This window comes from Hydrogenimonas cancrithermarum (assembly GCF_030296055.1).
In the GTDB taxonomy this organism is placed as follows: domain Bacteria; phylum Campylobacterota; class Campylobacteria; order Campylobacterales; family Hydrogenimonadaceae; genus Hydrogenimonas; species Hydrogenimonas cancrithermarum.
The window spans coordinates 1030207-1053649 of sequence record NZ_AP027370.1 but is presented as its reverse complement, the minus strand read 5'-3'; the positions used below and the strand labels follow the sequence as shown (position 1 = coordinate 1053649).

At 48.5% G+C, this 23443-nt stretch carries 25 protein-coding genes and 1 CRISPR repeat array; of the genes, 19 read left to right on the top strand and 6 right to left on the bottom strand.

The features are described 5' to 3' along the window. The first annotated feature begins 104 nt into the window (after nt 1-104). The 10 genes from QUD54_RS05360 to cas1 are packed head-to-tail and all read left to right on the top strand — an operon-like array spanning nt 105 to nt 8589. A complete protein-coding gene (locus tag QUD54_RS05360; RefSeq protein WP_286337923.1) occupies nt 105-716 on the top strand; it encodes a CRISPR-associated endoribonuclease Cas6 in 612 nt (203 codons plus the stop codon). After that, nucleotides 716-2455, top strand: coding sequence for a TM1802 family CRISPR-associated protein (locus QUD54_RS05355; protein ID WP_286337922.1), 1740 nt, complete (start codon nt 716-718; stop codon nt 2453-2455). The genes QUD54_RS05360 and QUD54_RS05355 overlap by 1 nt, the downstream gene beginning before the upstream one ends. Then, entirely contained in the window at nt 2448-3341 is an 894-nt protein-coding gene (cas7b, locus tag QUD54_RS05350; protein WP_286337921.1) for a type I-B CRISPR-associated protein Cas7/Csh2, read from the top strand. The genes QUD54_RS05355 and cas7b overlap by 8 nt, the downstream gene beginning before the upstream one ends. After that, nucleotides 3314-4039, top strand: coding sequence for a CRISPR-associated protein Cas5 (gene cas5 / locus QUD54_RS05345; RefSeq protein WP_286337920.1), 726 nt, complete (start codon nt 3314-3316; stop codon nt 4037-4039). Before cas7b ends, cas5 begins: the two co-directional genes overlap by 28 nt. Next, entirely contained in the window at nt 4030-6222 is a 2193-nt protein-coding gene (cas3, locus tag QUD54_RS05340; RefSeq protein WP_286337919.1) for a CRISPR-associated helicase Cas3', read from the top strand. Before cas5 ends, cas3 begins: the two co-directional genes overlap by 10 nt. A gap of 55 nt (nt 6223-6277) precedes the next feature. After that, nucleotides 6278-6532, top strand: coding sequence for a type II toxin-antitoxin system Phd/YefM family antitoxin (locus QUD54_RS05335; RefSeq protein WP_286337918.1), 255 nt, complete (start codon nt 6278-6280; stop codon nt 6530-6532). Then, entirely contained in the window at nt 6529-6792 is a 264-nt protein-coding gene (locus QUD54_RS05330) for a Txe/YoeB family addiction module toxin (protein ID WP_286337917.1), read from the top strand. The genes QUD54_RS05335 and QUD54_RS05330 overlap by 4 nt, the downstream gene beginning before the upstream one ends. Further along, complete coding sequence (cas4, locus tag QUD54_RS05325) at nt 6785-7285, top strand: CRISPR-associated protein Cas4 (protein WP_286337916.1); 501 nt, start codon at nt 6785-6787, stop codon at nt 7283-7285. Before QUD54_RS05330 ends, cas4 begins: the two co-directional genes overlap by 8 nt. Nucleotides 7286-7294: 9 nt before the next feature. Then, nucleotides 7295-7573, top strand: a complete 279-nt coding sequence (gene cas2, locus QUD54_RS05320; RefSeq protein WP_286337915.1) for a CRISPR-associated endonuclease Cas2 — start codon at nt 7295-7297, stop codon at nt 7571-7573. Nucleotides 7574-7581: 8 nt separating this feature from the next. Next, nucleotides 7582-8589 (top strand): CRISPR-associated endonuclease Cas1, encoded by a 1008-nt coding sequence (cas1, locus tag QUD54_RS05315; RefSeq protein ID WP_286337914.1) that lies wholly within the window; start codon nt 7582-7584, stop codon nt 8587-8589. 137 nt (nt 8590-8726) lie between these two features. Continuing rightward, nucleotides 8727-10493: direct repeats of the CRISPR family, unit length 29 nt; unit sequence ATTTTGAAGTACCCTATGGGAATTGAAAC. Nucleotides 10494-10552: 59 nt separating this feature from the next. Here cas1 and QUD54_RS05310 read toward each other — a convergent pair. The 4 genes from QUD54_RS05310 to QUD54_RS05295 form a co-directional block, all read right to left on the bottom strand. Further along, on the bottom strand, nt 10553-11371 hold the full coding sequence (locus tag QUD54_RS05310; RefSeq protein ID WP_286337913.1) for a GGDEF domain-containing protein: 819 nt from the start codon (nt 11369-11371) through the stop codon (nt 10553-10555). 116 nt (nt 11372-11487) lie between these two features. After that, a complete protein-coding gene (locus tag QUD54_RS05305; RefSeq protein ID WP_286337912.1) occupies nt 11488-13386 on the bottom strand; it encodes a CBS domain-containing protein in 1899 nt (632 codons plus the stop codon). After that, nucleotides 13383-14093 carry a response regulator transcription factor gene (locus QUD54_RS05300; protein WP_286337911.1) on the bottom strand — a complete coding sequence of 237 codons (711 nt, stop codon included), beginning with the start codon at nt 14091-14093 and terminating at the stop codon, nt 13383-13385. Before QUD54_RS05300 ends, QUD54_RS05305 begins: the two co-directional genes overlap by 4 nt. Before the next feature lie 11 nt (nt 14094-14104). Next, a complete protein-coding gene (locus QUD54_RS05295) occupies nt 14105-14296 on the bottom strand; it encodes a hypothetical protein (RefSeq protein ID WP_286337910.1) in 192 nt (63 codons plus the stop codon). 62 nt (nt 14297-14358) lie between these two features. Between QUD54_RS05295 and bcp the strand changes: the two genes are divergently transcribed. The 9 genes from bcp to argS all read left to right on the top strand — a co-directional run bounded on the left by bcp (nt 14359) and on the right by argS (nt 22365). After that, a complete protein-coding gene (gene bcp / locus QUD54_RS05290) occupies nt 14359-14838 on the top strand; it encodes a thioredoxin-dependent thiol peroxidase (RefSeq protein WP_286337909.1) in 480 nt (159 codons plus the stop codon). A 259-nt stretch (nt 14839-15097) separates the two neighbouring features. Continuing rightward, complete coding sequence (rpsB, locus tag QUD54_RS05285) at nt 15098-15889, top strand: 30S ribosomal protein S2 (RefSeq protein ID WP_286337908.1); 792 nt, start codon at nt 15098-15100, stop codon at nt 15887-15889. Between the two features lie 2 nt (nt 15890-15891). Next, nucleotides 15892-16812, top strand: coding sequence for a translation elongation factor Ts (gene tsf, locus QUD54_RS05280; RefSeq protein ID WP_286337907.1), 921 nt, complete (start codon nt 15892-15894; stop codon nt 16810-16812). Nucleotides 16813-16818: 6 nt separating this feature from the next. Continuing rightward, nucleotides 16819-17505 carry an ABC transporter ATP-binding protein gene (locus tag QUD54_RS05275; RefSeq protein WP_286337906.1) on the top strand — a complete coding sequence of 229 codons (687 nt, stop codon included), beginning with the start codon at nt 16819-16821 and terminating at the stop codon, nt 17503-17505. Further along, complete coding sequence (gene fliR / locus QUD54_RS05270) at nt 17502-18269, top strand: flagellar biosynthetic protein FliR (RefSeq protein ID WP_286337905.1); 768 nt, start codon at nt 17502-17504, stop codon at nt 18267-18269. The genes QUD54_RS05275 and fliR overlap by 4 nt, the downstream gene beginning before the upstream one ends. A gap of 208 nt (nt 18270-18477) precedes the next feature. Then, nucleotides 18478-19833, top strand: a complete 1356-nt coding sequence (locus QUD54_RS05265) for a hypothetical protein (RefSeq protein ID WP_286337904.1) — start codon at nt 18478-18480, stop codon at nt 19831-19833. After that, a complete protein-coding gene (gene gmk / locus QUD54_RS05260; protein ID WP_286337903.1) occupies nt 19834-20460 on the top strand; it encodes a guanylate kinase in 627 nt (208 codons plus the stop codon). Nucleotides 20461-20529: 69 nt separating this feature from the next. Next, nucleotides 20530-20769 carry a twin-arginine translocase TatA/TatE family subunit gene (gene tatA / locus QUD54_RS05255; protein ID WP_286337902.1) on the top strand — a complete coding sequence of 80 codons (240 nt, stop codon included), beginning with the start codon at nt 20530-20532 and terminating at the stop codon, nt 20767-20769. 9 nt (nt 20770-20778) lie between these two features. Then, nucleotides 20779-22365: an arginine--tRNA ligase gene (gene argS, locus QUD54_RS05250; RefSeq protein WP_286337901.1), complete on the top strand. Its 1587-nt coding sequence runs from the start codon at nt 20779-20781 to the stop codon at nt 22363-22365. A gap of 127 nt (nt 22366-22492) precedes the next feature. Here argS and rsfS read toward each other — a convergent pair whose 3' ends face one another. Both rsfS and nadD read right to left on the bottom strand, forming a co-directional pair. Further along, nucleotides 22493-22822, bottom strand: coding sequence for a ribosome silencing factor (gene rsfS / locus QUD54_RS05245; protein WP_286338013.1), 330 nt, complete (start codon nt 22820-22822; stop codon nt 22493-22495). A 4-nt stretch (nt 22823-22826) separates the two neighbouring features. After that, the gene (nadD, locus tag QUD54_RS05240) at nt 22827-23393 is read right to left on the bottom strand and encodes a nicotinate (nicotinamide) nucleotide adenylyltransferase (protein ID WP_286337900.1); all 567 of its coding nucleotides are present in this window, start codon (nt 23391-23393) and stop codon (nt 22827-22829) included. Between the last annotated feature and the right edge of the window lie 50 nt (nt 23394-23443).

Below are 23443 nucleotides of genomic sequence, written 5' to 3'. Positions count from 1 at the left end.
TCGTTTTCACTGGATACGATACGCCATAACCGGTTTTGAAAGGATCAAGAGTGCTTCATATCGTTGCTAGAACCTCCACTGAAAGAGTGCGGATAAGAAGGAGCATGGCCCGCCTTTTTCAAGCCTTTTCGTATACCTGTCTACCTCCGAAGGAGCATGAAGGCTATGCCCACTCTACCGGCAAACGCTTCAAGAGCACCAATTTTCGCATCCGCTACTTCGAAGACCGTTTTGAGATCGACTTCACCGCACTCAATCCTCTGCATGAAAAAGAGCTTGCCATGGCAGTACTCAAAGAGGGGTTGAAGCTTGGAGAGGTACATTTTGCCCAGACGTCGGTAAGTCTGGTGGAACGTGAAGCTCCAGAAGAAGGCAGATTGCAGGTACGAGGATTTGTATGTGCCGCTGTCAAAAATCCGCTGACGGGCCGTAAGATCTTTCTAGAACCCGGTGAAAACCGACACACTGGGATCGTTCTCAAGCATTCGCTGCAAAAGTTTGAAGCCTTGCTTGGAAAACCTTATGAAGGAAAACTGATCGTCACTCCCAAATGGCAAAGTCCAAAACCTCAGACTTTCTGGTACGAAAATATTCCCTATGTTGCTTGGAATGCTAGATATGAGATAGAAGCGGACAAAGAGATGCTGAATCTTCTTCTGAAAACCGGGATGGGAAGCGACACGATGAAAAATCTGGGATTTTTGGAGATATTGTGATGGCAGATCTGGTAAAAATATTTCGGGATGTGGGTGTGGCGTATCGGGACGAAGCGTTACAGGATTACAATCAGATCGACGTCAAGACGATTGAAAAGATTGCACTGGTAGATATCGACGATATGGATCGGGTGGAGATTTACGACAAAGAAGCGATTAGGTCCAGACTCTTTTTACGGGTGACCTCTTCAAACGGTGGAAATCTCTATCCTTTTTTCTTCTATACTCCTGACAAACTAAAAGAGGCGCTGAAAAAAGCATTTAAAAATATGCGTAGATACCTCGACGAAGCCAGACGTGAAGAGCTCAGAAAATTTGATGAACGCATCGATGCTGATAGGATCGAAGCCCTGCTTGAACCCTACAAGGAGATCAAAAACCTCTATTTGGCCCTCACAGTGGATGGGAAGACCTTTTATGAGCTTTTTCCTGAAGTTGCGCAGAATTATGCGCAGAAGGTTTGCGAAGGGGTATTTACGAAAAGAGGTGCGAGCTATTTTAGCGACGATATGGTTATCGGATATGATGCAGGACTCAATTTCTGTAGTGTCAACGAATTGCCCAAGCCTTTGCAGAAGATCACCAAATACCGACTGCTTCCTTTGGGGCGTGACGAAGCATGTCTGGTGAAACAGGGGTTTGTCAAACTTTTCGAAGCGAAGATATTTCGTTTTTCTCTATTCGGTTTGAATTATTATCTACTCCCAACACTCTTTTTTGAGGAGAAGCGACACTTTTTTGACAAGCTGGCACAGCTTTCCAGGGAGGATTCAGGGAGTGCCGAAAGTAAAGTGATGGCCGAAAAGCAGTTGCAGAGGCTGGCAAAAGGATTGGTAGGTGAACGGATGGGCAAAAAGGTGCTGCTAAGTTTTCTTTTTGCCCACAAACAGAACAATGCCATCGATCTGCACCATCTCATCGAAGATGTGGCACCTTCCAGGATTGTACGGGCGTTTGCCCTAATGGACGAGGATGGAATGGAAGGCAAAGCGTCACGCTTTATCAAAGTCAAGAATCGGGAACTCCATAGGGTCTATCTAGGAGACTATATTGAAGATGGATTGCTGCTGGCAAAACTGATATTTGGCAAAGAATCGATTCCGACAATGCCACTGCTTGAGCGTTGGGTCGCCAGGAAAATATTTTATGGCGACAATCGGGAAAACGGCGAACGCCGGGAACTTTCTGAGATCGTTCACGGATACTATATCGAAGATATAGATTTCAAAAAGCACCAGAGATTTTTGGATTTTCTGAGAAAACTCGGCGTAGTGGGTTTTAACGTAAACGACTATTTACATGAGAACAAGGAGGTGAGGATGCAGGAAGGTAAGCGTTTTTCGCAATTGGCGAAAGAGAAGTTCGAAGCGGTGGAGCTGCTTCGACAAAAGCCGAGGGCACGGGAATTTTATGTATTGGGAGCGTTGGCGAAATTTGTGATGGACTGGCAGTACCAAAACGGTAGCGATGCGCTACAGAAATATCTCGACGGCATCGGGGCGCTGTCGATGCAAAACAGTGACCGTGTCTTTCGCAAGATCTACGAGGCGAGCCGCAAATACTCGATGTATGGAAGCGACTACGATGATTTGATGACGCTCTATGCCGAGGTGAAAGAGACATTGAAGAAAGAGGATATCGTTTCGATTGATCAGGCAAACATCGCCTTTGTCATGGGAGCTGTGGATTTAAAAACGTATCGTGAAAACAGACCGAAAAAGGAGGAAAACAATGGCTGAAAAAGAGATTGCAAAGCAAGCGGAACTGCTTTTTTTGTGGGATGGAGAAAACTGGAATCCAAATGGCGACATACTCAATGCCAATGCGCCGAGGTATGATGAGGTCAGCCGTAGAGCATTGGTGAGCGACGTACGGATCAAACGGACGATTCGCGATTATCTGGATGCCAAAGGATATGAGATTTTCGTCAAGGAAGAGGTGAGTGGGAAGGGACTGGCTGACGGAAAACAGCGAGTCAAGACCGTAGCGGGTGCCGCCGAAGACGTTGAGCGTGCCATTTTGCAAAAGTGTATCGATGTGAGAGCTTTTGGTGGAGTCTTTCCCGTTGAAAAGCAGACCAACAGCCTGACCGGTCCCATGCAGTTCAAGATGAGTAAGTCGCTGCATGAGACGGAGATTGTCTTCGTCAAAGGGACGGGAGCGTTCGCCAGTCAGGCGGGCAAAGAGAATAAAACTTTTCGGGAAGAATACATCCTGCCTTATGCGATCTTCGGTACCTACGGCATCGTCAATGCCTTGGCCGCAACGGATACCGAACTCGGCGAAGAGGATGTGAAAGCGGTACTTGAAGGGCTCTGGATGGGGACAAAAAACCTGATCTCTCGGAGCAAATTTGGACAGATGCCCCGTTTCTTGCTCAAAATCACCTATAAAGAACCAGGCCATTACATCGGTGCACTCGATAACCTGGTGGATCTTGTGAGCAACAAGGAGGCGCGAAACGAAATCCGGACCATCGATGAATACCGCATCGATCTCATCCGACTGATTGAAAAGATGGATAAAGCCGCTGACAAAATCGCCATGGTGGAGTATTGGTACGATGAAGCCCTCACGATCGAACCGATACCCGAAACGTGGCAACGCAGGGACTTTGGGATATAGCGATGGTATTGGTTTGGCGTATCGAGGCCGATTATGGTCATTTCAGCCATCCGGCCACGAATTACAGTTCACTCACCTACCCCGTACCGCCCAAGACCACTGTGATGGGAATGCTGGGAGCCATTATGGGGGTGCAAGATTATCTGTCGTTCAATGCCATGAGGTATGCTGTGGTTGTGGAGCGACTGGAGGGGAAACGGCAATTTTGCTTCAATGGTATCAAGGATGCTCTCATTGAGCTCGATCCGTCCAAGGAGCGAAACGGCTTTCGTAAAGGGCGTAAACAGTTTTACCGGGAGCTTCTGGTGTCACCACATTACAGAATCTACTGCGATCTTTCGGAGGTGGGAAAAGATGTCCGCGACCGTCTACTCTTCGCGATGGAAGATGGAAGGGCTTATTATCCTCTCTATATGGGAGTCAACTTCTGTCTTGCCTCCTATTCATTTTTGGGAATTGCTGAGGGGTGTTCGATCCGATATGATGATGTAATGGTGGATTCCATGGTTCCTCTGGATGTCGACTTCGAGTTGGAGGATGGGAAATCCTATACCGATGTGCGGATGGCGACCCGGATCGCAAATGGGCGAGAATTCGGAGGTTTCAGGGATTATTTGGTAGAGACATCAGGCCGTTCGATTCGTTGTCGCGATGTGGGCGTGTACGAAGTGGAAGGTAGCCGTGTTATATGGAGTTGAGCGAAATTCTTTCACACCCGGGTAAAAGGCTGATCGATCATATCGGCCGGATAGAAGCTTTTGATGGAGATAGGCTCTTTATCTTGGCCGCAAAGTTTCATGATCTAGGAAAGTGTACCGAATCTTTCCAGTGCTACATTCGCAACAAGAGCGATTCGGCGGATCCTCATGCAGGTGTTTCGGCACTGGCCTTTTTATTGGCCAATGCCGATAGACTCTCATCCAAAGAGCTGCTTATGATTTCCGATGCGATCTTTTCGCACCATACGCCGTTAAAAAGTAGAAAAAAGTTGGCTGAAACGCTTTCGGTGCAGATGGGATGGTCCTGGAATCTTTGGCAGCGGCAATATGCCGAGTTGTTGGCGAACGAGGAAGTTGAAAGATGGTGGAACCTTCCCGGAATGGACAAAGAACTGTTGGAAGACTTGGGTTTCGATTTCGACGAGCTGCAGATGGGTCCGGAAGATTTCATCCACCAGAAATTGCTCTATTCAAAACTGATTTTCGCTGATAAATATGAAGCAATCACTTCGAAGACCTTTCATCCTCCTGCTCTGAAGTGTTCGGTCGAAGATCTCGAACACTACAAAAAGAGAAAAGGTTTCGATACAACGTCGTTTCGCTCTAAAGCGGCGCATCATATTGTGAGGAATTGGAAGGAAGACCCCCAACGGGTGGTAACCATCACGGCGCCTACAGGTGCAGGAAAAACACTTGCCTCTTTGGAACTGGCATTGACTATCGCCAAAAAAGAGGGTAAAAAACGTATCATTTACGCTATTCCGTTTACCAGTATCATTGACCAAACTGTCGCGATTTTTTCGGAGATTTTTTCAGGAGGCATCACGGCCCATCATTACAGGGTGGCCTATCCCGAGATGGACGAAGAGGGGCACAACGACTATGACAGGATCAAATATTTGGTAGAGAGCTGGAGCCATCCTTTTATTGTAACCACTTTCTATCAGCTTTTTTTCGCGCTTTTCAGTGAACACAACAGTGACAACATCAAATTTCAAAGTTTGCGAAACAGCGTGGTGGTGCTCGATGAGGTGCAGGCGATTCCATTTGAGTTGTGGAAGGTGATGCAGCAACTTTTCGAGCCTTTGGCAAAGATATTAGGCACAGTTTTTGTGTTGATGAGCGCTACGATGCCGATCGTGGCCAGAAACGTTCCCGAACTGGCGGATAAGAAGGTGCTTTTTCGGAGTAAAAACCGTTACATTCTGAAATGGATCGATCTAAAAGAAACCGATGAGGAACGAAAGCTTGAAGAGCTGGCAATGGAAGTGATCGATGCCGCCGGCAGAGGACGTTCGGTGCTTTGTGTGGTCAATACTATCAAAAATGCCAAACGGTTGTATGGGCGTTTGAAAGAGAATATCGAAGAGGAACGGCTCTATGCACTCAACTCCTATATGTTGCCGGTCGATCGCGAAAAGACTTTGAGTGCATTACGTACAAAAACGTCCAATCGGGTAGAAGAGAAAGTGCTGATCTCCACTCAAGTGGTGGAAGCGGGAGTGGACCTTGATTTCGATATAGGGTTCAGAGAGCTCGCGCCTCTTAGCTCCATTATTCAAACTGCGGGTCGGATCAATCGTGAAGGGTTGCGAGGGCAGGCGGAAGTGAAGATATTCGATAAGTTGGGATATGAGATTTATGACAGTTCTTTGATGAGCGCGACGCGCAATCATCTTTTGATCGCTTTGCAGGAGTGTGACGGGATAGAGGAGCGGCAGATTCTGAAACTGGTAGAGAGCTTTTTTGCCACACTGGATTTGACCCTGTCGGACCGGTACGAAATTTTGAAAGCGATCGAAAAATTTGACTTTCCGAAAATTGGCGAGGCCTTACGGAAAATTTTCCGGCTCGAAGACGACTATACCGATTCAGTGGTGCTCGGCGTCGATCTGCGTGAAATGGAACGGCGATATTTCGAACTTGAAAAAGAGTTTGGGCGATGGGAATTGAAGCGTGCAAAAGAGAAAATGTTCAAATCGTTTCTCCCACATATTCTCAATATCAAGAAGAGAGATATCACAAAAAGTGGTGTGATATTTAAGAAAAGCGATCTGTTTGGACTGCTCTATTTGGAAGAATATCAGGGAATATACAGCGAAAAAACAGGCTTTTTGATTGAAGAGGAGCAGGGAATTGAAGGGTTGTTCGAATTGTTTTGACAATATTTTGTCAATAGGCTACAATTTGACAATATTTTGTCAAAAAGGAGAAAAAATGCAAGCCGTCAACTACTCTCATGCTAGAAACAATCTCAAATCGTTGATTGAGGATGTGGATCGAAATTTCGAGGAGTATCTTATCACTACCAAAAACGATGCCAAGGCGATACTTATTTCGGTGGATGAATACAACAGCATGAAGGAGACGCTCTATTTGCTTTCGACTCCTGCCAACAGGGAGCGTTTGTTGGAGTCGATTCGTCAGATTGAAGCCGGAAGGTTTCAGGAAAGAGAGTTGGTAGAAGAGTGATTGTAGCGTTTTCCGACATTGCCTGGGAAGATTATCTCCATTGGCAGCAGACCAATAAAAAAGTGCTCAAACGGATCAACCTGCTCATTAAAGATATCACGCGCAATCCTCAAGACAATCATGGGCTTGGCAAACCGGAGATGCTCAAAGGTAATCTAGCCGGTTACTTTTCCCGGCGAATTACCGACGAGCATCGGCTGGTTTACAAGGTAGACGGTGATTGTCTGATCGTCGCCCAATGCAGATTTCATTATGTATGACCCCGATCTCATCACCGGTACGACGGTGCAGTATTACGTTACCTGCAAGAGAGAGGCATGGCTCTTCGCCCACAGAATTTCAGCGGACCAAAACGATGAAAATATCCTTATGGGGCGGGCACTTGCGGAGATCAAGGAGGAAAAACAGCTTGAGGATTTCGCCTTTTCCAACCTCAAGTTCGACAAAATTGGCAAAGAACGGGGTCATTACGTAGTCACGGAATACAAAAAAAGCTTTAGAAATCCGGAAGGTGCGAAGATGCAGCTGCTCTTTTACATGTACCTGCTCAAAAAGAATCTTAAACTCAGGAAAATCGACGGTAAGGTCATCAGTGGCAAAAAGGTGCTTTTCGTCGAAGGAAATGAGGAAAATATGCGGATGATGGAGGCGTTACTTGAAGAGATGAGCCGGTTTTTGGATGAGCCAAGGCCACCCAAGCCTGAAAAGATCGCCTTTTGCGCCAAATGCGGATACCGTAACTACTGTTATTGAAGGTTACATATGTATGTGATTTTATTTTATGACATTGCCGATCGTTCCATGAAGGAAAAAGATAATAGCCGGAGCATTCGGAAAGCGGTCGAGAAGTATCTGCCCAGGGTGCAATATTCGGTTTTCGAAGGGGAGATTCGACCAAGTGATCTCAAAAAGCTCAAAGCGAAGCTAAAAAAAGAGTGCGAACACGATCTTGATTCCATCGTCATATACGAATTCGACAAACCCAGCTATACTCGTAGGGAGGTCATCGGTATCGACAAGAACGAGCCGCTTTTCAGTTAGGAGCAAATATGCAAAAAAATGACCGTACTCATTTTATACTGAGTCCCGGGAGGCTTAGACGCCGAGACAATAATCTCTATTTCGACCGTTATAACGAAGATGAGACGTTGGTGCAGGCGAAAATTTTACCCATAAACGCCATCGATGAAATCTATGTACTAGCCAGAGTGGAGATTGACAGTTACACTCTAGCTTTTCTGGCTGACAATAATATCCTGTTGCATTTCTTCAGCCCTTACCAGAGTTTTAGAGGAAACTTCTATCCCAATACCCCGAATAGCGTCAATAAAAGCGGTTTCGTGCTGCTGCAACAGGTACGGGCTTTCGACGATCCGAAACAGCGTCTTTATATTGCCAAAGCCTTCACCGAGGGACAGATACGCAATGGCGTCTACAATTGTATCCGACGTGGGGTGGAGATGGAAGAAAAACCCCATTTGGAAGCGCTGGAAAGTGCCCGAAGCATCGGTGAAGTGATGGCGGTAGAGGGTGCGTTTAAAAAAGAGTACTACCAGCGTTGGAATACTATTGTCAAAAACCAGCGCAGCTTCAAGTTTACCATCCGTACCAAACGCCCACCAGCCGATAAGATTAACGCGATGATATCCTATGTCAACACTCGTATTTACAACGTGGTACTTAGTGAAATCTACAAAACAGAACTCGATCCGCGCATCGGGTTTTTACATGAGCCAAATTATCGGGCTTTGAGCCTTCATCTGGATGTTGCGGAGATCTTCAAACCCGTCATTGGAGACAATCTCATCTTCACCCTGCTCAACCGTGAGCAGATCACCTCCAGATCGTTCCAAGTGAATGCCGGCCGCATCCGTTTTACCAACGACGCCATCAAGACAATCGAAACGGCGATGATCGGCAAACTAACCGAACAGATTACTATTGGTAAGCAGCGGCTCACTTGGAGACAGATAATCCGTCGCGAGGTCAATCACCTTAAACGCTGCATTTGTGAATATGACGAGTATCGTCCTTTTTATCAGGGTAAACCCAAGTAAAGTGATTTTTAAGATTTTTAAAACCCTATTTTTATGGGAATAGCTAAATAGAAAACTTTTGGATAGCAGCTGTTTTTCAGGTATAATTTTAAGGAAATGGATACCTGAAAGCTCCTTCTTATGGAGTAATTGGTGCTATTTTGAAGTACCCTATGGGAATTGAAACACGATTGAGATAGACGTTTCAACTATCACTAACTTCATTTTGAAGTACCCTATGGGAATTGAAACCAGATTTCAGTGCAAGGATAAAAGATCAACTTGACTTTTATTTTGAAGTACCCTATGGGAATTGAAACCCATCTACATCGACAGGAATATATATATCCTCTCATTTTGAAGTACCCTATGGGAATTGAAACTGACGATGCGGAAGTATACTCCTCGATGAGCTTCTTATTTTGAAGTACCCTATGGGAATTGAAACTTCGGGTCCGGCAGGCATTGCAAAAGCGAAAAGCATTTTGAAGTACCCTATGGGAATTGAAACCCATCGACGAGTGGGCGGACAGATTTCGGAAGCTAATTTTGAAGTACCCTATGGGAATTGAAACCTGATACAGAGTGGGTAAATGTTACCACAGACTGGATTTTGAAGTACCCTATGGGAATTGAAACGGAATTTTCTACCGTTGATAGTCCATGATGAGTAGATTTTGAAGTACCCTATGGGAATTGAAACACTGCTGTAATCGATTGAAAATTTTCGACAACTGATTTTGAAGTACCCTATGGGAATTGAAACTAAGCTCCCCAGCCGTAAGTAACGGGCCATTCTTTTATTTTGAAGTACCCTATGGGAATTGAAACTGAGTTTGGAACGAAAGAGTTTCAAGCTTAGGCGAATTTTGAAGTACCCTATGGGAATTGAAACATGACAACATTACAAAGATCCTAAACACTGTTTACGATTTTGAAGTACCCTATGGGAATTGAAACCTTCTTGATGAGCATGGTTTCGATATACTAAAAGAGTATTTTGAAGTACCCTATGGGAATTGAAACTGATGAGCGTGACGACATTGAAAGAATGTCTTGGATTTTGAAGTACCCTATGGGAATTGAAACTGTCCCTGGCGACGTCATGGAGGACACCGACCTGTATTTTGAAGTACCCTATGGGAATTGAAACTGCTTCAGGTACGACCCATACTATGGTTCTATCAATTTTGAAGTACCCTATGGGAATTGAAACCCATCGACGAGTGGGCGGACAGATTTCGGAAGCTACATTTTGAAGTACCCTATGGGAATTGAAACAAATGAAAGATGAAATTTACGGAAGTACGATTGATTTTGAAGTACCCTATGGGAATTGAAACTGCCACGCTTGGCATGAAAAAAGTCGAACGTACAATTTTGAAGTACCCTATGGGAATTGAAACTGAATAAATACGTCTGTCCGAACTGCGGATATATATTTTGAAGTACCCTATGGGAATTGAAACTGAGTTTGGAACGAAAGAGTTTCAAGCTCAGGCGAAGCATTTTGAAGTACCCTATGGGAATTGAAACTCGATCAAGATATTTTCATTGGTTGCAGAACTGAATTTTGAAGTACCCTATGGGAATTGAAACTAAGTATTCCGTAAAATACGGAACAGATAATCAACTTTATTTTGAAGTACCCTATGGGAATTGAAACTGAGTTTGGAACGAAAGAGTTTCAAACCCAGGCGAAGCATTTTGAAGTACCCTATGGGAATTGAAACATTGTTTCGTAAAAACCATCTTTCCACCAGTCATCATTTTGAAGTACCCTATGGGAATTGAAACGTTTCGCTCCCGGCCCTTTTCCGACGATCCTCGTCAATTTTGAAGTACCCTATGGGAATTGAAACTAATAAGAAATACGTCGTACTTCTGCAGGACACTATTTTGAAGTACCCTATGGGAATTGAAACTTGATCGTGTCATCCATGGCGACCGTTTTTGATTCTATCAACTACTAGAAAGAAATTTGTTACGAAAACGGTGCCGAAACTCTCTTTTTAATCGCCTCTTTGTCGTCGTACATCTGTTTATCTGCGGCTTCGAGTGCATCGGAAAAAGATTCGCCTTCTTTGCAGGCGTGGATTCCGTAGGAGAAGCTGGTTTTGAACGAATGTCCGTTGAATTTCAATGTCTTTTTCAGTAGAAGTTCCCGGCATAGGTGCATTCTCTTTTCCGCTTTTTCGGCACTCTCTTCCGTGTCGAAGAGGAGCAGAAACTCGTCTCCGCCGTAACGCACGACGGGTATGCCGAGTGATTTCAGATGGGAGCTGATGTATTTTAGAACCTTGTCCCCGGCGATATGCCCGAGGGTGTCGTTGATCTGTTTGAAATAGTTGAGGTCGACGATGGCGAGGATGCACGCTTTTTTAAAGTGGCCGTTTTCGTCGAGGAGGTTGGCATCGACCCATTTTCTGTTCCATGTTTTGGTCAGAGAGTCGGTGTAGACACTCTCTTTGAGCCGTTCGATCTCCTGCCTGAGCGCTTCGGTTTCGCTGATGCTCTCCCGCAGGAGGGTCTCATCGTGTGCTTGCATCGCATCGAGTGCCTTTTTCGACGCTTTGTCCAGATGCGTGACCTGTTCGCTGCTTTTTTTGTTCAGATCGAGAAGTTTTTCGATCTGCATGACAAGTGACCGTTCCGCGACTTCCGTCAGTGTTTTGGGATCGATTCCATATTTTTTCGCGATTTCTGAAAATATCGACGCGTAGATGGACGGTGTCACGATTTCAAGAGTATCGATGGCCGATTTGCACTCTTGAGACGCCGCTTTGACGATGGCTTGATCCATAACGTACTAACCTCCTGGGAGATGGTTGTTTTGGAAAGCATATCGAAATAAAATGTACATTTTATGTAAAAAACGGGGCGAAAAACCCTTCGAGCGAGGCGGGCATCGTCGATGTGTCAACGAGCGATGACGCTTACCGGGTACGGTTCGGAATCTATCTCGATAACGAATTCGGCACCTCCGTCGCCGTTGAGCGCATAGATTTTCCCTCCGATTTTACTTTCGATGATAAGTTTCGAGATATAGAGCCCGAGGCCTGTCCCGTCTTTGTGTTTTTTGGTCGTAAAGTAGGGGTTGAAAATGTTTGGAAGATTTTTCTCTTCGATGCCCCCGCCATTGTCCATAATGTGAATGGAGATTTTCTCCCCCCTGCGATGTACATCTATCCAGATCGTCGGCTCTTCGACGTTACGGTCGACCAGGACGTCTTTGGCGTTGCCGATGAGGTTGAGTATGACCTGTGAAAACTCGCCCGGGTACCCCAGAATGAAAACGGAATTTTTCGGCGGCGTATACTCTATTTTTATATGATGATATGTCAGGGATGCCTGGATGATATGAATCGCGTTTTGAATGTGGGCATGCAGGTCGAATCGCTCTTTCTCTTTCCCCGGTTCGAAAAATCGGCGGAAATCCTCGATGGTTTGTGACATGTATTTGAGCAGGGTATTGCCTCTGCGGATCTTTTTCTGCAGATACTCGGGACTGAGCTCGCCGAAAGAGGCCGCGGCATCGAGATTCATGAAAATGCCGCCAATCTGTGCCAGAGGTTGTCGCCACTGATGGGCGATATGGCCGATCATCTCTCCCATCGTCGCCAGTTTGGACTGCTGCATCAGCAGATATTCGTGTTCGAGACGTTTGTTCATCTCTTCGTCGATACGTGCCTGAAGATTCTGTTTTGCCGTTTCGTGGCTGGTTACGTCGTTGAAGATCAGTTTGATATAGCGGTTGGTGTAGTTTTCCGACGCACTGGAAGAGATTTCGAAGGTACGTTTTCCGATGATCATTTTCTTTTCGACGACCATGGAGCCGCTCCTGAGTTCATGGTAGATCGAATCCCACTGGGAAGGGGCGAAGAGGCGGTCTATCTCTTTGTCGATCAGCTCCTCGCCGAAGAGCGCGGCCGCTTTCTTGTTCATCCAGTGGATGACCTGATGGCCGTCGGCATCGAAAACTTCCACGATCGCTTCGGGAAGCATATCCATGATCTCCTGGGCATGGCGGATTTTGCTTTGCAAAATTTTCGTATAGTTGCCCCGTATCTGCTTGAGAATGTCACGGTCGGTAAGAATGCCGATGCATTGTCCGTCCCTGTCTGTCACGACGACCCGCCTGAACCCTTTTCTTTTCATGACATCGATGATGGAGGTGACGGCCGTTTCCGGTTTGGCTGTAAAGAGCGGTGCGGACATATGTTTTTGCAGCGAATCGTCGGGGTTGCCCTCTTTGTAGGCGAGTTCGAGGATATCTTTTTCCGTTACGATCCCTTCGGGGCGGTTTTTGTCGCCGACGATGATCGAACCTATGCGCAGCCGTCTCATCAGGGCGAGTGCCCTGCGGACGGTCTCGTCTCTTCCGAGCATCGTCACATGCTGGCCGCTTTTGAGGATGTCGGAGAGCTTCAGATCGATTTTATAGACATCCTTGTCGAGGTAGTCGAAAAGATCCTCCTGCAGGACGATACCGGAAAAGCGATTGGCACCGTCGGTCAGGACGATACGGCGGATCTGGTTTTTGCTCAAAAACTCGAACGCGAAGTCGATCGGCCTGTTTTCGTTGGCGCTGATGACCTTTTTGACGCAGATATCGATGGCGGGGGTTTCGAGGGGAAGCTCATTGTCGAGCATCCTGACGATATGGCTTTCGGTGAGGATGCCGACGGGTATCTGCTCTTTCAGCAGCACGACACACCCTTTCTTGTTCCGGTGCATCGTGGCGAGTGCATCTTTTGCCGAAGCGGTCGAGTCGAGAGAAAATCCGTCGCACCTGGCGATAGTTTTGAGGCTGATCATGAGGCGGGTTTCCTGTAGAGGCGGTAGCCTATGCCGCTGATGTTTTCAAGGATCCCGTCATGGGTTTTTCTGCGAAGATTCCGTATCTGGCTTCGGATCGCATTGGGTGTCATCGCTCCATCCGGCCAGACGGCCTGTTCGAGAAGTTCGTAAGAGACCACCTCCTCCTGGTGATCGATGAAAAAATCGAGCAGCTGTATCTCTTTTTTGCGCAGAGGGATCGTCTCATCGCCCTTGTAAAGGCATTTTGCCTTCGACTGGTAGAAAAACCCCTCTCCAAGATCGACCGCTCCGAATCTGTTGTCGATCGCTTCGAGCTCCTGCAACGCTTTGTCGAAAGCCCCGAAAAGCTCCTCACTCGTCATCGGTTTGACCAGATAGCGTGTCAGGCCCAGTTCGACGACCTTCAACAAAAAATCTTTGTCGGTGTAGGCAGTCGACATGATGATGCGGGTTCTGGCATCCTTTCGGCGAATCGTTTCGCAGAAATCGATGCCGCTCATGCCGGGCAGATTGATATCGAGCAGGATGATTTCCGGATGTTTGCGCAGATAAAGATCATAGGCGTTTTCGGCATTTTCGGCTTCGTAGATGTCTTTGCAGAAGCGGCGCAGAAATTCGGAAATATAGGCTCTGAGTTCATGGTCGTCCTCGACGTAGAGAACGGTACAGCGCTTCATCGCGCGGATAAAATCTTTTTGCTCCATGGGTGTCATTCCTATTTTTTGAACTGCTGCATCCAGTCGAGATTCTCTTCGACCATATTCTTGTATTTTCTTTCGAGTTCCCGTCTGATCGACTCGAGCTCCTCCACGGTGAAGAATTCGAGATAATCGGGATTGATTGTAGTATCGTTGCCGTCGAAACTGAGCAGTTTTTCTATTTCGTGTAGCAATTTTTCTTTTTCCATTCGGATATCTTACCTCAAAATATAGAATGGTATACTAACGCAAAAAAATTGAGGAGTCGATTATGGTCGAAGTGGGAGAAAAAGCACCGGAGTTTTGCCTTCCAAATCAAGATAACGTCGAAATCTGCCTGCGCGATCTCAAAGGAAAATGGGTCATTCTCTATTTCTACCCCAAAGATCTCACGCCCGGATGCACGACGGAAGCGTGCGAGTTTACCGAAGCGATGCCCCAATTCGAGGAGCTGGATGGCGTCATTTTGGGTGTGAGCCCCGATTCGCCCGAGAGGCACCGCAAGTTCATCGAGAAAAAAGGCCTCGCGATCACGCTCCTGAGCGACGAGAACAAAGAGGTGCTCAAAGCTTATGGTGCATGGGGACTCAAAAAACTCTATGGCAAAGAGTATGAAGGGGTGATACGTTCCACATTCATCATCGATCCGGAGGGCAACGTCGCGGCTGTCTGGCCCAAAGTACGGGTCAAAGGACACGTGGAAGCGGTGAAAGAGAAATTACAAGAGTTAAAAACTAAAAACCAAAAGTGAAAAGTTTCGGATGCGGCTTTGCCGCTACCGTAAAAAGCTACTCACTACCCACTACCTACTGAGCCCGCATGGCGGGCGTCTCACTTTCGTTAAACAAAGCTTAATTTAAGAGCTATTTTAGTATTATTGCACTCCCTTTTATTAGGGAAACCTCACATGTGTCAATCCTTGACAGGTTGCGCGATTTCGCGTTGATGGGCACAGAGGAACAAACCTGGCCATATGGCACAGACAACAAAAATATTCTCAAGGAGAACCCATGGTCACTATGAAAGACCTTCTCGAGTGCGGTATGCACTTTGGACACCAGACACGTCGTTGGAACCCGAAGATGAAAAAATTCATCTTCGGCGTAAGAAAAAACATTCATATTATCGACCTGCAGAAGACGCTTCGATATTTCCGTTATACCTACAATGTCGTTCGCGACGCGGCAGCCGATGGCAAAACGGTCATGTTCGTCGGTACGAAGAAGCAGGCGCGCAATGCGATCGTCGAGCACGCACAGCGCTGCGGCATGCCCTACGTTCAGACCCGTTGGCTCGGCGGTATGCTGACAAACTACCAGACGATCCGCAAGTCGATCCGAAAACTCGAAGTGATCGAGGAGATGGAAGAGACAGGAAAGATGGATCTTCTGACCAAAAAAGAGGCGCTGATGCTCAAGCGCAAAAAAGAGAAGCTCGAGAATTACCTCGGCGGTATCCGCAACATGAAAAAACTTCCGGATATGCTCTTCGTAGTCGATGCGGTCAAAGAGCGCATCGCGATCAAAGAGGCGCGCCGCCTCGGTATTCCGGTCATCGCACCGCTCGATACCAACTGCGATCCGGACATTATCGACTACCCGATTCCGGGCAACGACGACGCGATCCGCTCCATCCAGCTCTTCTGCCGCGAGATGGCCGATGCGATCATCGAAGGACGCGAGCTTGCGGCACAGGAAGCCGAAACGGAAGAGGAAGTGAGCGAAGAAGAGATGGCGAAAGTCACGGAAGAAGCGGTTGCCGAAGGCGAAGCCGAAGAAGCAACTGAAACAAAAGGAGCGTAACCATGGCAGTTACTGCAGCAATGGTCAAAGAACTCCGCCAGATGACCAACGCGGGGATGATGGATTGTAAAAAAGCGCTCACCGAAACAAACGGTGACATGGAAGCCGCCGTCGAGTGGCTTCGCAAAAAAGGTCTCTCAAGCGCGGCCAAAAAAGCCGGCCGTGTCGCATCCGAAGGTGCGATCAGCATCGAGATCAGCGATGATCACCGCAAGGGGACGATCGCCGAGATCAACTCCGAGACAGACTTCGTCGCGCAGAACGACAACTTCAAGTCGCTCGTGAAAAAAGCGACACGCCATGTCCACTGCTCGACGGCGACCACGGTCGAGGATCTGCTCGAAACAGAGATCGACGGCACGAAATTCGAAGAGTTCCTGAAAGGCGAAATCGCGAAAATCGGCGAAAATATCGTTATGCGCCGCTTCGTCACGATCGATGCCGGCGAAAACGGTACGGTCGAGGGTTACATCCACGGCAACGGAAAAGTCGGTGTTCTTATCGCTGCGAAATGCGACAGCGACAAAACATGCGAAGCGATCCGCCCGACACTCAAAAACATCGCGATGCACATCGCCGCGATGAATCCTTCCTATCTCGACGAAGAAGCCGTTCCGGCCGAAGTGATCGAGAAAGAGAAAGAGATCGCGATCGAGCAGCTTAAAAAAGAGGGCAAGCCCGAGCAGATCTGGGATAAAATCCTCCCGGGCAAGATCAAGCGTTTCCTCAAAGACAACACTCTCGTCAACCAGCCGTTCGTCATGGATGACAAGAAAACCGTCGGACAGGTTCTCGACGAAGCTGCCAAAGCGGTGGGCGGAACGGCGAAGATCGTCGAGTTCATCCGCTTCGAGCTTGGCGAAGGTATCGAAAAGAAAGAGGAAGATTTCGCAGCGGAAGTTGCGGCACAAATGGGCAAATAAGACCCGATGCCTCTTTCGACAACGCTCGAGCCGCCGATCTCCGGCGGCCCGGAGCTGATTAAAGCTGAACGACTCTCCCACGCATTCGACTACTCCCTTTTTGAAAATATAGACCTAACTATCCGTGAAAACGAAAAAGTCGCCGTCATCGGTGTCAGCGGCAGCGGAAAGTCGACACTTCTGCATATCCTGGCGACCCTTTTGAAGCCGCAACACGGAACGGTGGAACTGCTGGGTTCCGATATCTACAGCCTGACGCCGAAACAGCAGCTTGCGATACGACGTTTCGAAATCGGTATCATCTTTCAATTTCACTATCTCTTCAAAGGGATGAGTGCGGCGGAAAATATCGAAATCGCGACACTGTTGAGCGACACTGAATTCGACGATGCCCTGCTGAAGCGTTTGGGGATCGAAAACGTCGTTCATCAAAGGGTGACGGAACTCTCCGGTGGCCAGCAGCAGCGGGTCTCCATCGCCCGCGTACTCTCCAAAAATCCGCGTCTCATCTTTGCCGACGAACCGACGGGCAACCTCGACGACGAGACGGCGCACATCGTGATGGATGCGGTCTTCGAACATATCGAAAAGGTCTCCGGAGCCCTTTTTCTCGTAACGCACGACGAACGGATCGCCCGAAGCTGCGACAGGGTTTATCGGCTTGAAAACCAGGTATTGGAGCAGATTCAGTGAGCTGGTACAGCTTGCTGCAACCCGATAACGTCTACACATTCCTGCTTCTTTTCGTGAGGCTCTCGACCCTCTTCGTCTTTTTGCCCTTTTTTAATCATATGACCATCTCTCCGCAGATAAAAGCCGCATTCGCGTTCTATCTGACGCTGGTCCTGTTTCCGATCGTGCCCGTCACACCTGAACCGCAGAGTACATCGCTTCTTTTTGCAGCCATCCTCTCCGAAGCGGTCATGGGGCTGATAGCCGGCGTCGTGCTCAACATCGTCTTCGGAATATTCTCCTATGCCGGAGAGCAGATCGCCTTCGTCATGGGGTTTTCACTGGCGAGTGTCATCGACCCGCAAAGCCAGATCCAGTCGCCGCTGGTCAGCCAGTTCCTGACCCTTTTGGCGATGATCGTCCTTTTGGCGTTCAACGGCCACTACATGATTTTGACGTGGATGGTCGAAGCGCTGAGAAATGCCCCTCTCGGCGGGTTCGTGCTGAGCCATGAGATGTTCGACTACATTGTCAGTGCGATGGGCCATCTTTTCGTCATGGGGTTTTCGGTAGCGTTCCCCATCGTCGCCCTCTCCCTTCTTTCCGACATCATCTTCGGTATGCTGATGAAGACGATGCCCCAGTTCAACCTGCTCGTCGTCGGATTTCCGATCAAGATCGCCCTCTCTTTGGCAGTATGGTTCGCCGTGCTCGGCTCGATGATGCTGATCTTCAAGGGGGAGTTTCTTTCTGCCATCGATGTATTGATGCAGTGGATTCGGTAGGGAGTGTGTAAAATATCCGGTCCTGGATAGACGAAAGAGAATAGCGTGACAAAACGAGCGGCAAAGGTCTTCAGGAAGGAGAGGGGGATTTTCTAAAGCAAAAATAAATGATGTTGATTATACAATAAGTACCTGAGCAACTGCTACACATAACGGAACCTCCCTCGAAAACGGTGTTTGGGGTGGGTTCTCATCAAAGGCTTTGACAATGCGAATGCTTCTGATCAACCAGAATCCCGTCGTCTCCAAACTTGCGGGGTTGAGTGCCCAGAAATCGGGTATCGATATCGTGGAAAAGTCCTCGATCGAAGAGATGGGGAACGATACGTTCGACCTGTTGTTCATCGACGATGCCCGTCTGGAGGGGATGAGCCCGGAAGAGTTGAAAGCCGCCAGCGGCACCCGGAAGGCATGTCTGATCTATGCCGACGATGACGCGAAGATTCCGGGATTCGACTACTACATAAAAAAGCCTTTCCTTCCAACCGAGATGGTGGATCTGCTGAGCGAGATCAAAGACGACTTGCTGCTTCCCGAAATGGAAGAGAGCGTCGGCCATCCGGAAGAAAAAGTGACGGAGGAATCTTCCACTACACCGGAAGCGCAGGAGAATTTTGAAGATTTCGAATCCCTTTTGGAAGAGATCGATATGGAAGAGAGCGAACCTCGTTCCGAAGAGGAAATGGAGGCGGCAAAGGGCGAGGAAGAGGATTTCGAAGCGCTGCTCCAATCGATGGAAGAGGATAACGAAGCGGTTTTGGAAGAAGAGAGCGGCAGCGTTGTCGAAGAAGCGGCGGCGGAGAGGGAAACGGCTACCGAAGAGGCGGTGCGCGAGGCGGAAGAGATTTCCGAAGATGAAGAGATCGACTTCGAAAGCCTGCTCGAAGAGATGGATGTCGAAGAGCGGGAGTTCCCATCGGATGAAAACCTTCCTGAAACGGCGGAAGCCGAAGAGATCGAGACGTTGCACGAAGAGATCGACCTGGAAGAGGGGGAGGAGGAGCCGGCCGAAGAGGAGCCGATCAGCCTTCCTGAGCCCGAAGAGCCCCTTTCCGGCGTACTCGATGAGGAGCTGGTGAGCGAAGTGAAGGAGCTTCTCGAAGAGGGTTCGGAACCGGAAGAGGAGGTTACGGAAGATTTCGAAGCGCTGCCGGAAGAGGCTCTCGCGGAGGAAGGGAGGAAGCCGATGGAGAGCACACAGAGTGCGGCGGAACCGGAAGAGAAAGAAGCCGAAGTGGAGGCGGAGGCGGCCGAAGAGGAAATGGATGCCGGATTTTACGAAGAGTTCGAAGCGATTGCCGCCGCCGAGGAGACCCCCGAAGACGAGCTCGATCTCGTCTCCGAAGAGGAGCTCGGTGCGGTATTGGGCGAAACGTTTCTGCCTGAAGGGACCTCCACTCCTGGAGAGAACGCCAAAATGACGGCGAAAGAGGCGGATATGAGATCGCAAAGCGAAGAGACGGCGTTGATTTCAAAACTTCTCGGTATGGATCCCGAGGCGCTTCGCAAGCTTCTCGCGGGCGCGCAGATCAACATCACCATCACATTCCCGAAAGAGAGTTGAATGCAAAAAAAGTTTGGATCGATTTTGATTATATCGGGCCCCAGCGGAGCCGGTAAAAGTTCTTTGATAAACGCCGCGAAAGAGAAAATCGGAGACTACTATTTTTCCATTTCGACGACGACACGGCCGCCGAGGGAAGGGGAACGCGAAGGGGTCGACTACCATTTCGTCGACAAAGAGACGTTCGAAGCGGATATCCGCGCCGGGGAGTTTCTGGAGTATGCGCAGGTGCACGGCAACTACTACGGCACCTCCCTCAAACCCGTGAGAGAAGCGCTCGAAGCCGGCAAACTCGTCATTTTCGATATCGATGTGCAAGGGCACGCCATCGCCAGGGAGCGCATGGGAGATCTCGTCACGTCCGTTTTCGTTACGACTCCGACGCTCGAGGAACTGGAGCGAAGACTCAGGAGCAGGGCGACCGACGGTGAAGAGATCATTCAAAAACGGATACAGAATGCACTTGTCGAAATCGAATACATCACCGCTTACGATTTTCTGATCGTCAACGACGAGTTCGAAAAAGCCGTCGACTCGTTTATCGCCGTGGCGAAAGCCGCCCGGCTGAAAAAAGGAAGAAAACAGGCGTTGCAGTTTATCAATCGATGGAGAGGCCAGGAGGATTAGTTGATATCATAAGGCGTGCAACAGCCAACGATAGATATAATAAAACCAAAATTTTACAAGGAGACACTCATGGGTATGCCATCAATGCCGGAACTTCTGATCATTCTTGCAATCGTCGTATTGCTGTTCGGAGCGAAAAAGATTCCAGAACTCGCAAAAGGAATGGGGAGCGGTATCCGCAATTTCAAAAAAGCGATGAAAGAGGAAGAGGAAGAGGAACTCGCAGCTTCGGCGAAAGCTGAAAAGCAGGTCGAGAAGAAGGCGGAAAGCGCCGAAACCGTAAAAACAGAAGAGAAAAAAGAGGCGTAAGGAAACTTGTTGAAACGACGCGTCTACAAAGTTCTTCAAAAACACATCGACCATCCGATCGTGCTGGAGAAGCCCAAAGATAAAAACTTCGGCCACTATGCCACTCCCATCGCTTTTTCGATGGCCAAAGTTCTTCGCCGCAATCCGATGCAGATCGCCGAAGAGCTCGCCGAAAAACTGCGTGAAGAGGAGATGTTCGAAAAGGTCGATGCCCTCAAAGGGTACGTCAACATCAAGCTGAGCCGAAACTTTCTGAACGACTACACCGTTTGGGCACTCGAGCATGAAGAGGCGTTTGGAAAGGGTGAAAACGACACTTCCATCCTGCTGGAATTCGTCAGTGCCAATCCGACGGGCCCGCTGCACATCGGCCATGCGCGAGGTGCTGTCTGGGGCGACGTCCTCGCACGCATCGGAACGCATATCGGCTACAAAATCGAGCGCGAGTATTACGTCAACGATGCAGGCAACCAGATCTATCTGCTCGGCCTTTCCGTCTATCTCGCCGGACGCGAAGCGGTGTTGGGGCTCGATGTGGAGTGGCCGGAAGAGTATTATCGCGGGGAATACATCGTAGAGTTGGCACATAAGGCGGTCGAAGCGCTCGGGCGTGAAAAGTTCATGGACGAGACCTATATTCCGGAGATTTCGGAGTGGGCGAAAGAGCAGATGCTAGAACTCATCAACCAAAACCTTGCGGAAGTCGGGATTTTTTTCGACCATTACGTCAGCGAAAAATCTCTCTATGAGAAGTGGGATGAAATTTTCACGAAGCTCGTCGAAGCCGGTGCCGTCTATGAAAAGGATGGCAAGTGGTGGCTCAAGTCGACGGAACACGGTGACGAGAAAGACCGTGTTGTCGTGCGTGAAGATGGCCGGCCTACCTATCTGGCGGGCGACATCATCTACCACTACCTGAAATTCGAGCGCGGTTACGACCATTACATCAACATCTGGGGTGCCGACCACCATGGCTACATCGCACGCGTCAAAGCGGCGATCGCTTTTTTCGGCCACGACCCGCAGCGTCTTGAAATCATTCTTTCGCAGATGGTTTCGCTGCTCAAAGGGGGCGAACCCTACAAGATGTCCAAACGCGCCGGAAACTTCATTTTGATGCAGGACATCGTCAAAGAGATCGGTGCCGATGCGCTCCGCTTCATCTTTTTGACCAAAAAGAGCGATACACATCTCGAGTTCGATGTGGAAGATCTGAAAAGAGAGGACAACTCCAACCCGATCTACTACATCAACTATGCGCATGCACGTGTCTTTTCTCTTTTCGAAAAGGCGGGCAAAAGCCAGGAGGACCTTTTTCACGCTTCGATCGAGGGGTTGGGCGACGACGCGTACGACCTTCTTTTTACGGCGCTTCTTCTGCCCGAAGTTCTCGAAGATGCATTCGAAAGCCGCCAGTTGCAGAAAGTCACCGACTATCTGAAGTACCTGGCAGGCATGTACCACAAGTTCTACTACGACAACAAAGTCATCGGCACGCCGAACGAGGATGCGCTGCTGAAACTCTCGTCGATGGTGGCACTTTCTCTGCGTGTCGGCCTGAAAATGCTGGGGATCACGGCGCTTAAAAAGATGTAGAGGAAGATGCCGCTTCTCGCATCTTCTTTTGGAACACTATTTGCTATGTATGAGGCTAAGAGCTCCGGATTTTAGTTTGCAGACTGTTCCGGTCTTTCCGGAGCTCAATAAACAATTCTTCGATCGATTATCGATTATCCCGTTTTCCCAGTGAATCGAGAAACTCTTCGAGATTGTATTTCGCCCGGTAGTCCGGGACCATCAGATGAATCATAATGTCTCCAAGGTCGATAACCGTCCACTGCTCCCCTTCGTCTACCGCTATAAAACTTTCCCCTTCGGGTTTTAGAGTTTCTCTCAAATGATCGAGCAGTGCCAGTGTATGTTTGTCTCCCAGTGTGGTGGCGATGACCACATAACTGGTAAGGTACTCTTTGTCGCTCAGGTCGAAAACCTGAATATCTTCCGCTTTTTTCTGGTCGAGTTGATCGACGATGCGGTCGATACGTGATTGCATTTCGTTAGTCACGATTCTCCTTCGTATGTTTTGAATAGTATTGTAATACCTCTTCCCGGATCGGTTCCGGTATCCATTCCGGGACGATGTTTCGGCGCAGTTTCGTCGAACTGATCGGCATCTTCACTTCGAGGCGGATAAATCCTTCCGGAATCTTTTCGCCGTTTCGTGTCGCGACGACCCATTTCACTTTTCTGTTCAGTTCGTCGAAGCGGTGCCACCGATGCAGGCTCTCGAGGTTGTCCGCGCCGATAATGAGGTAAATTGTATCAAAAATTTCGGAAAAATGGTTGACCGTGTCGATCGTGTACGACGGCCCGCCTTTTTTTATCTCTATATCGCTCACTTCGATCCGCGGATCGAAGGCGGTTATCTTTTTCAACCATTCGAAACGGAGTTGTGGCGGTGCACTGTGGCCTTTTTTGAAAGGGCTGATATAGGCAGGCACGACGATGAGCTTGTCGATATCGAGTGACTGCAGCGCCTTTTTGATGACTTCGAGGTGTCCGAGGTGCGGCGGGTCGAAACTGCCACCGAAAATCGCGATTTTTTTGGGATGGGTTCTATTCATTTAATAATGATTATACACTTGATTTGATAAAATCAACGTAATTCTTTACG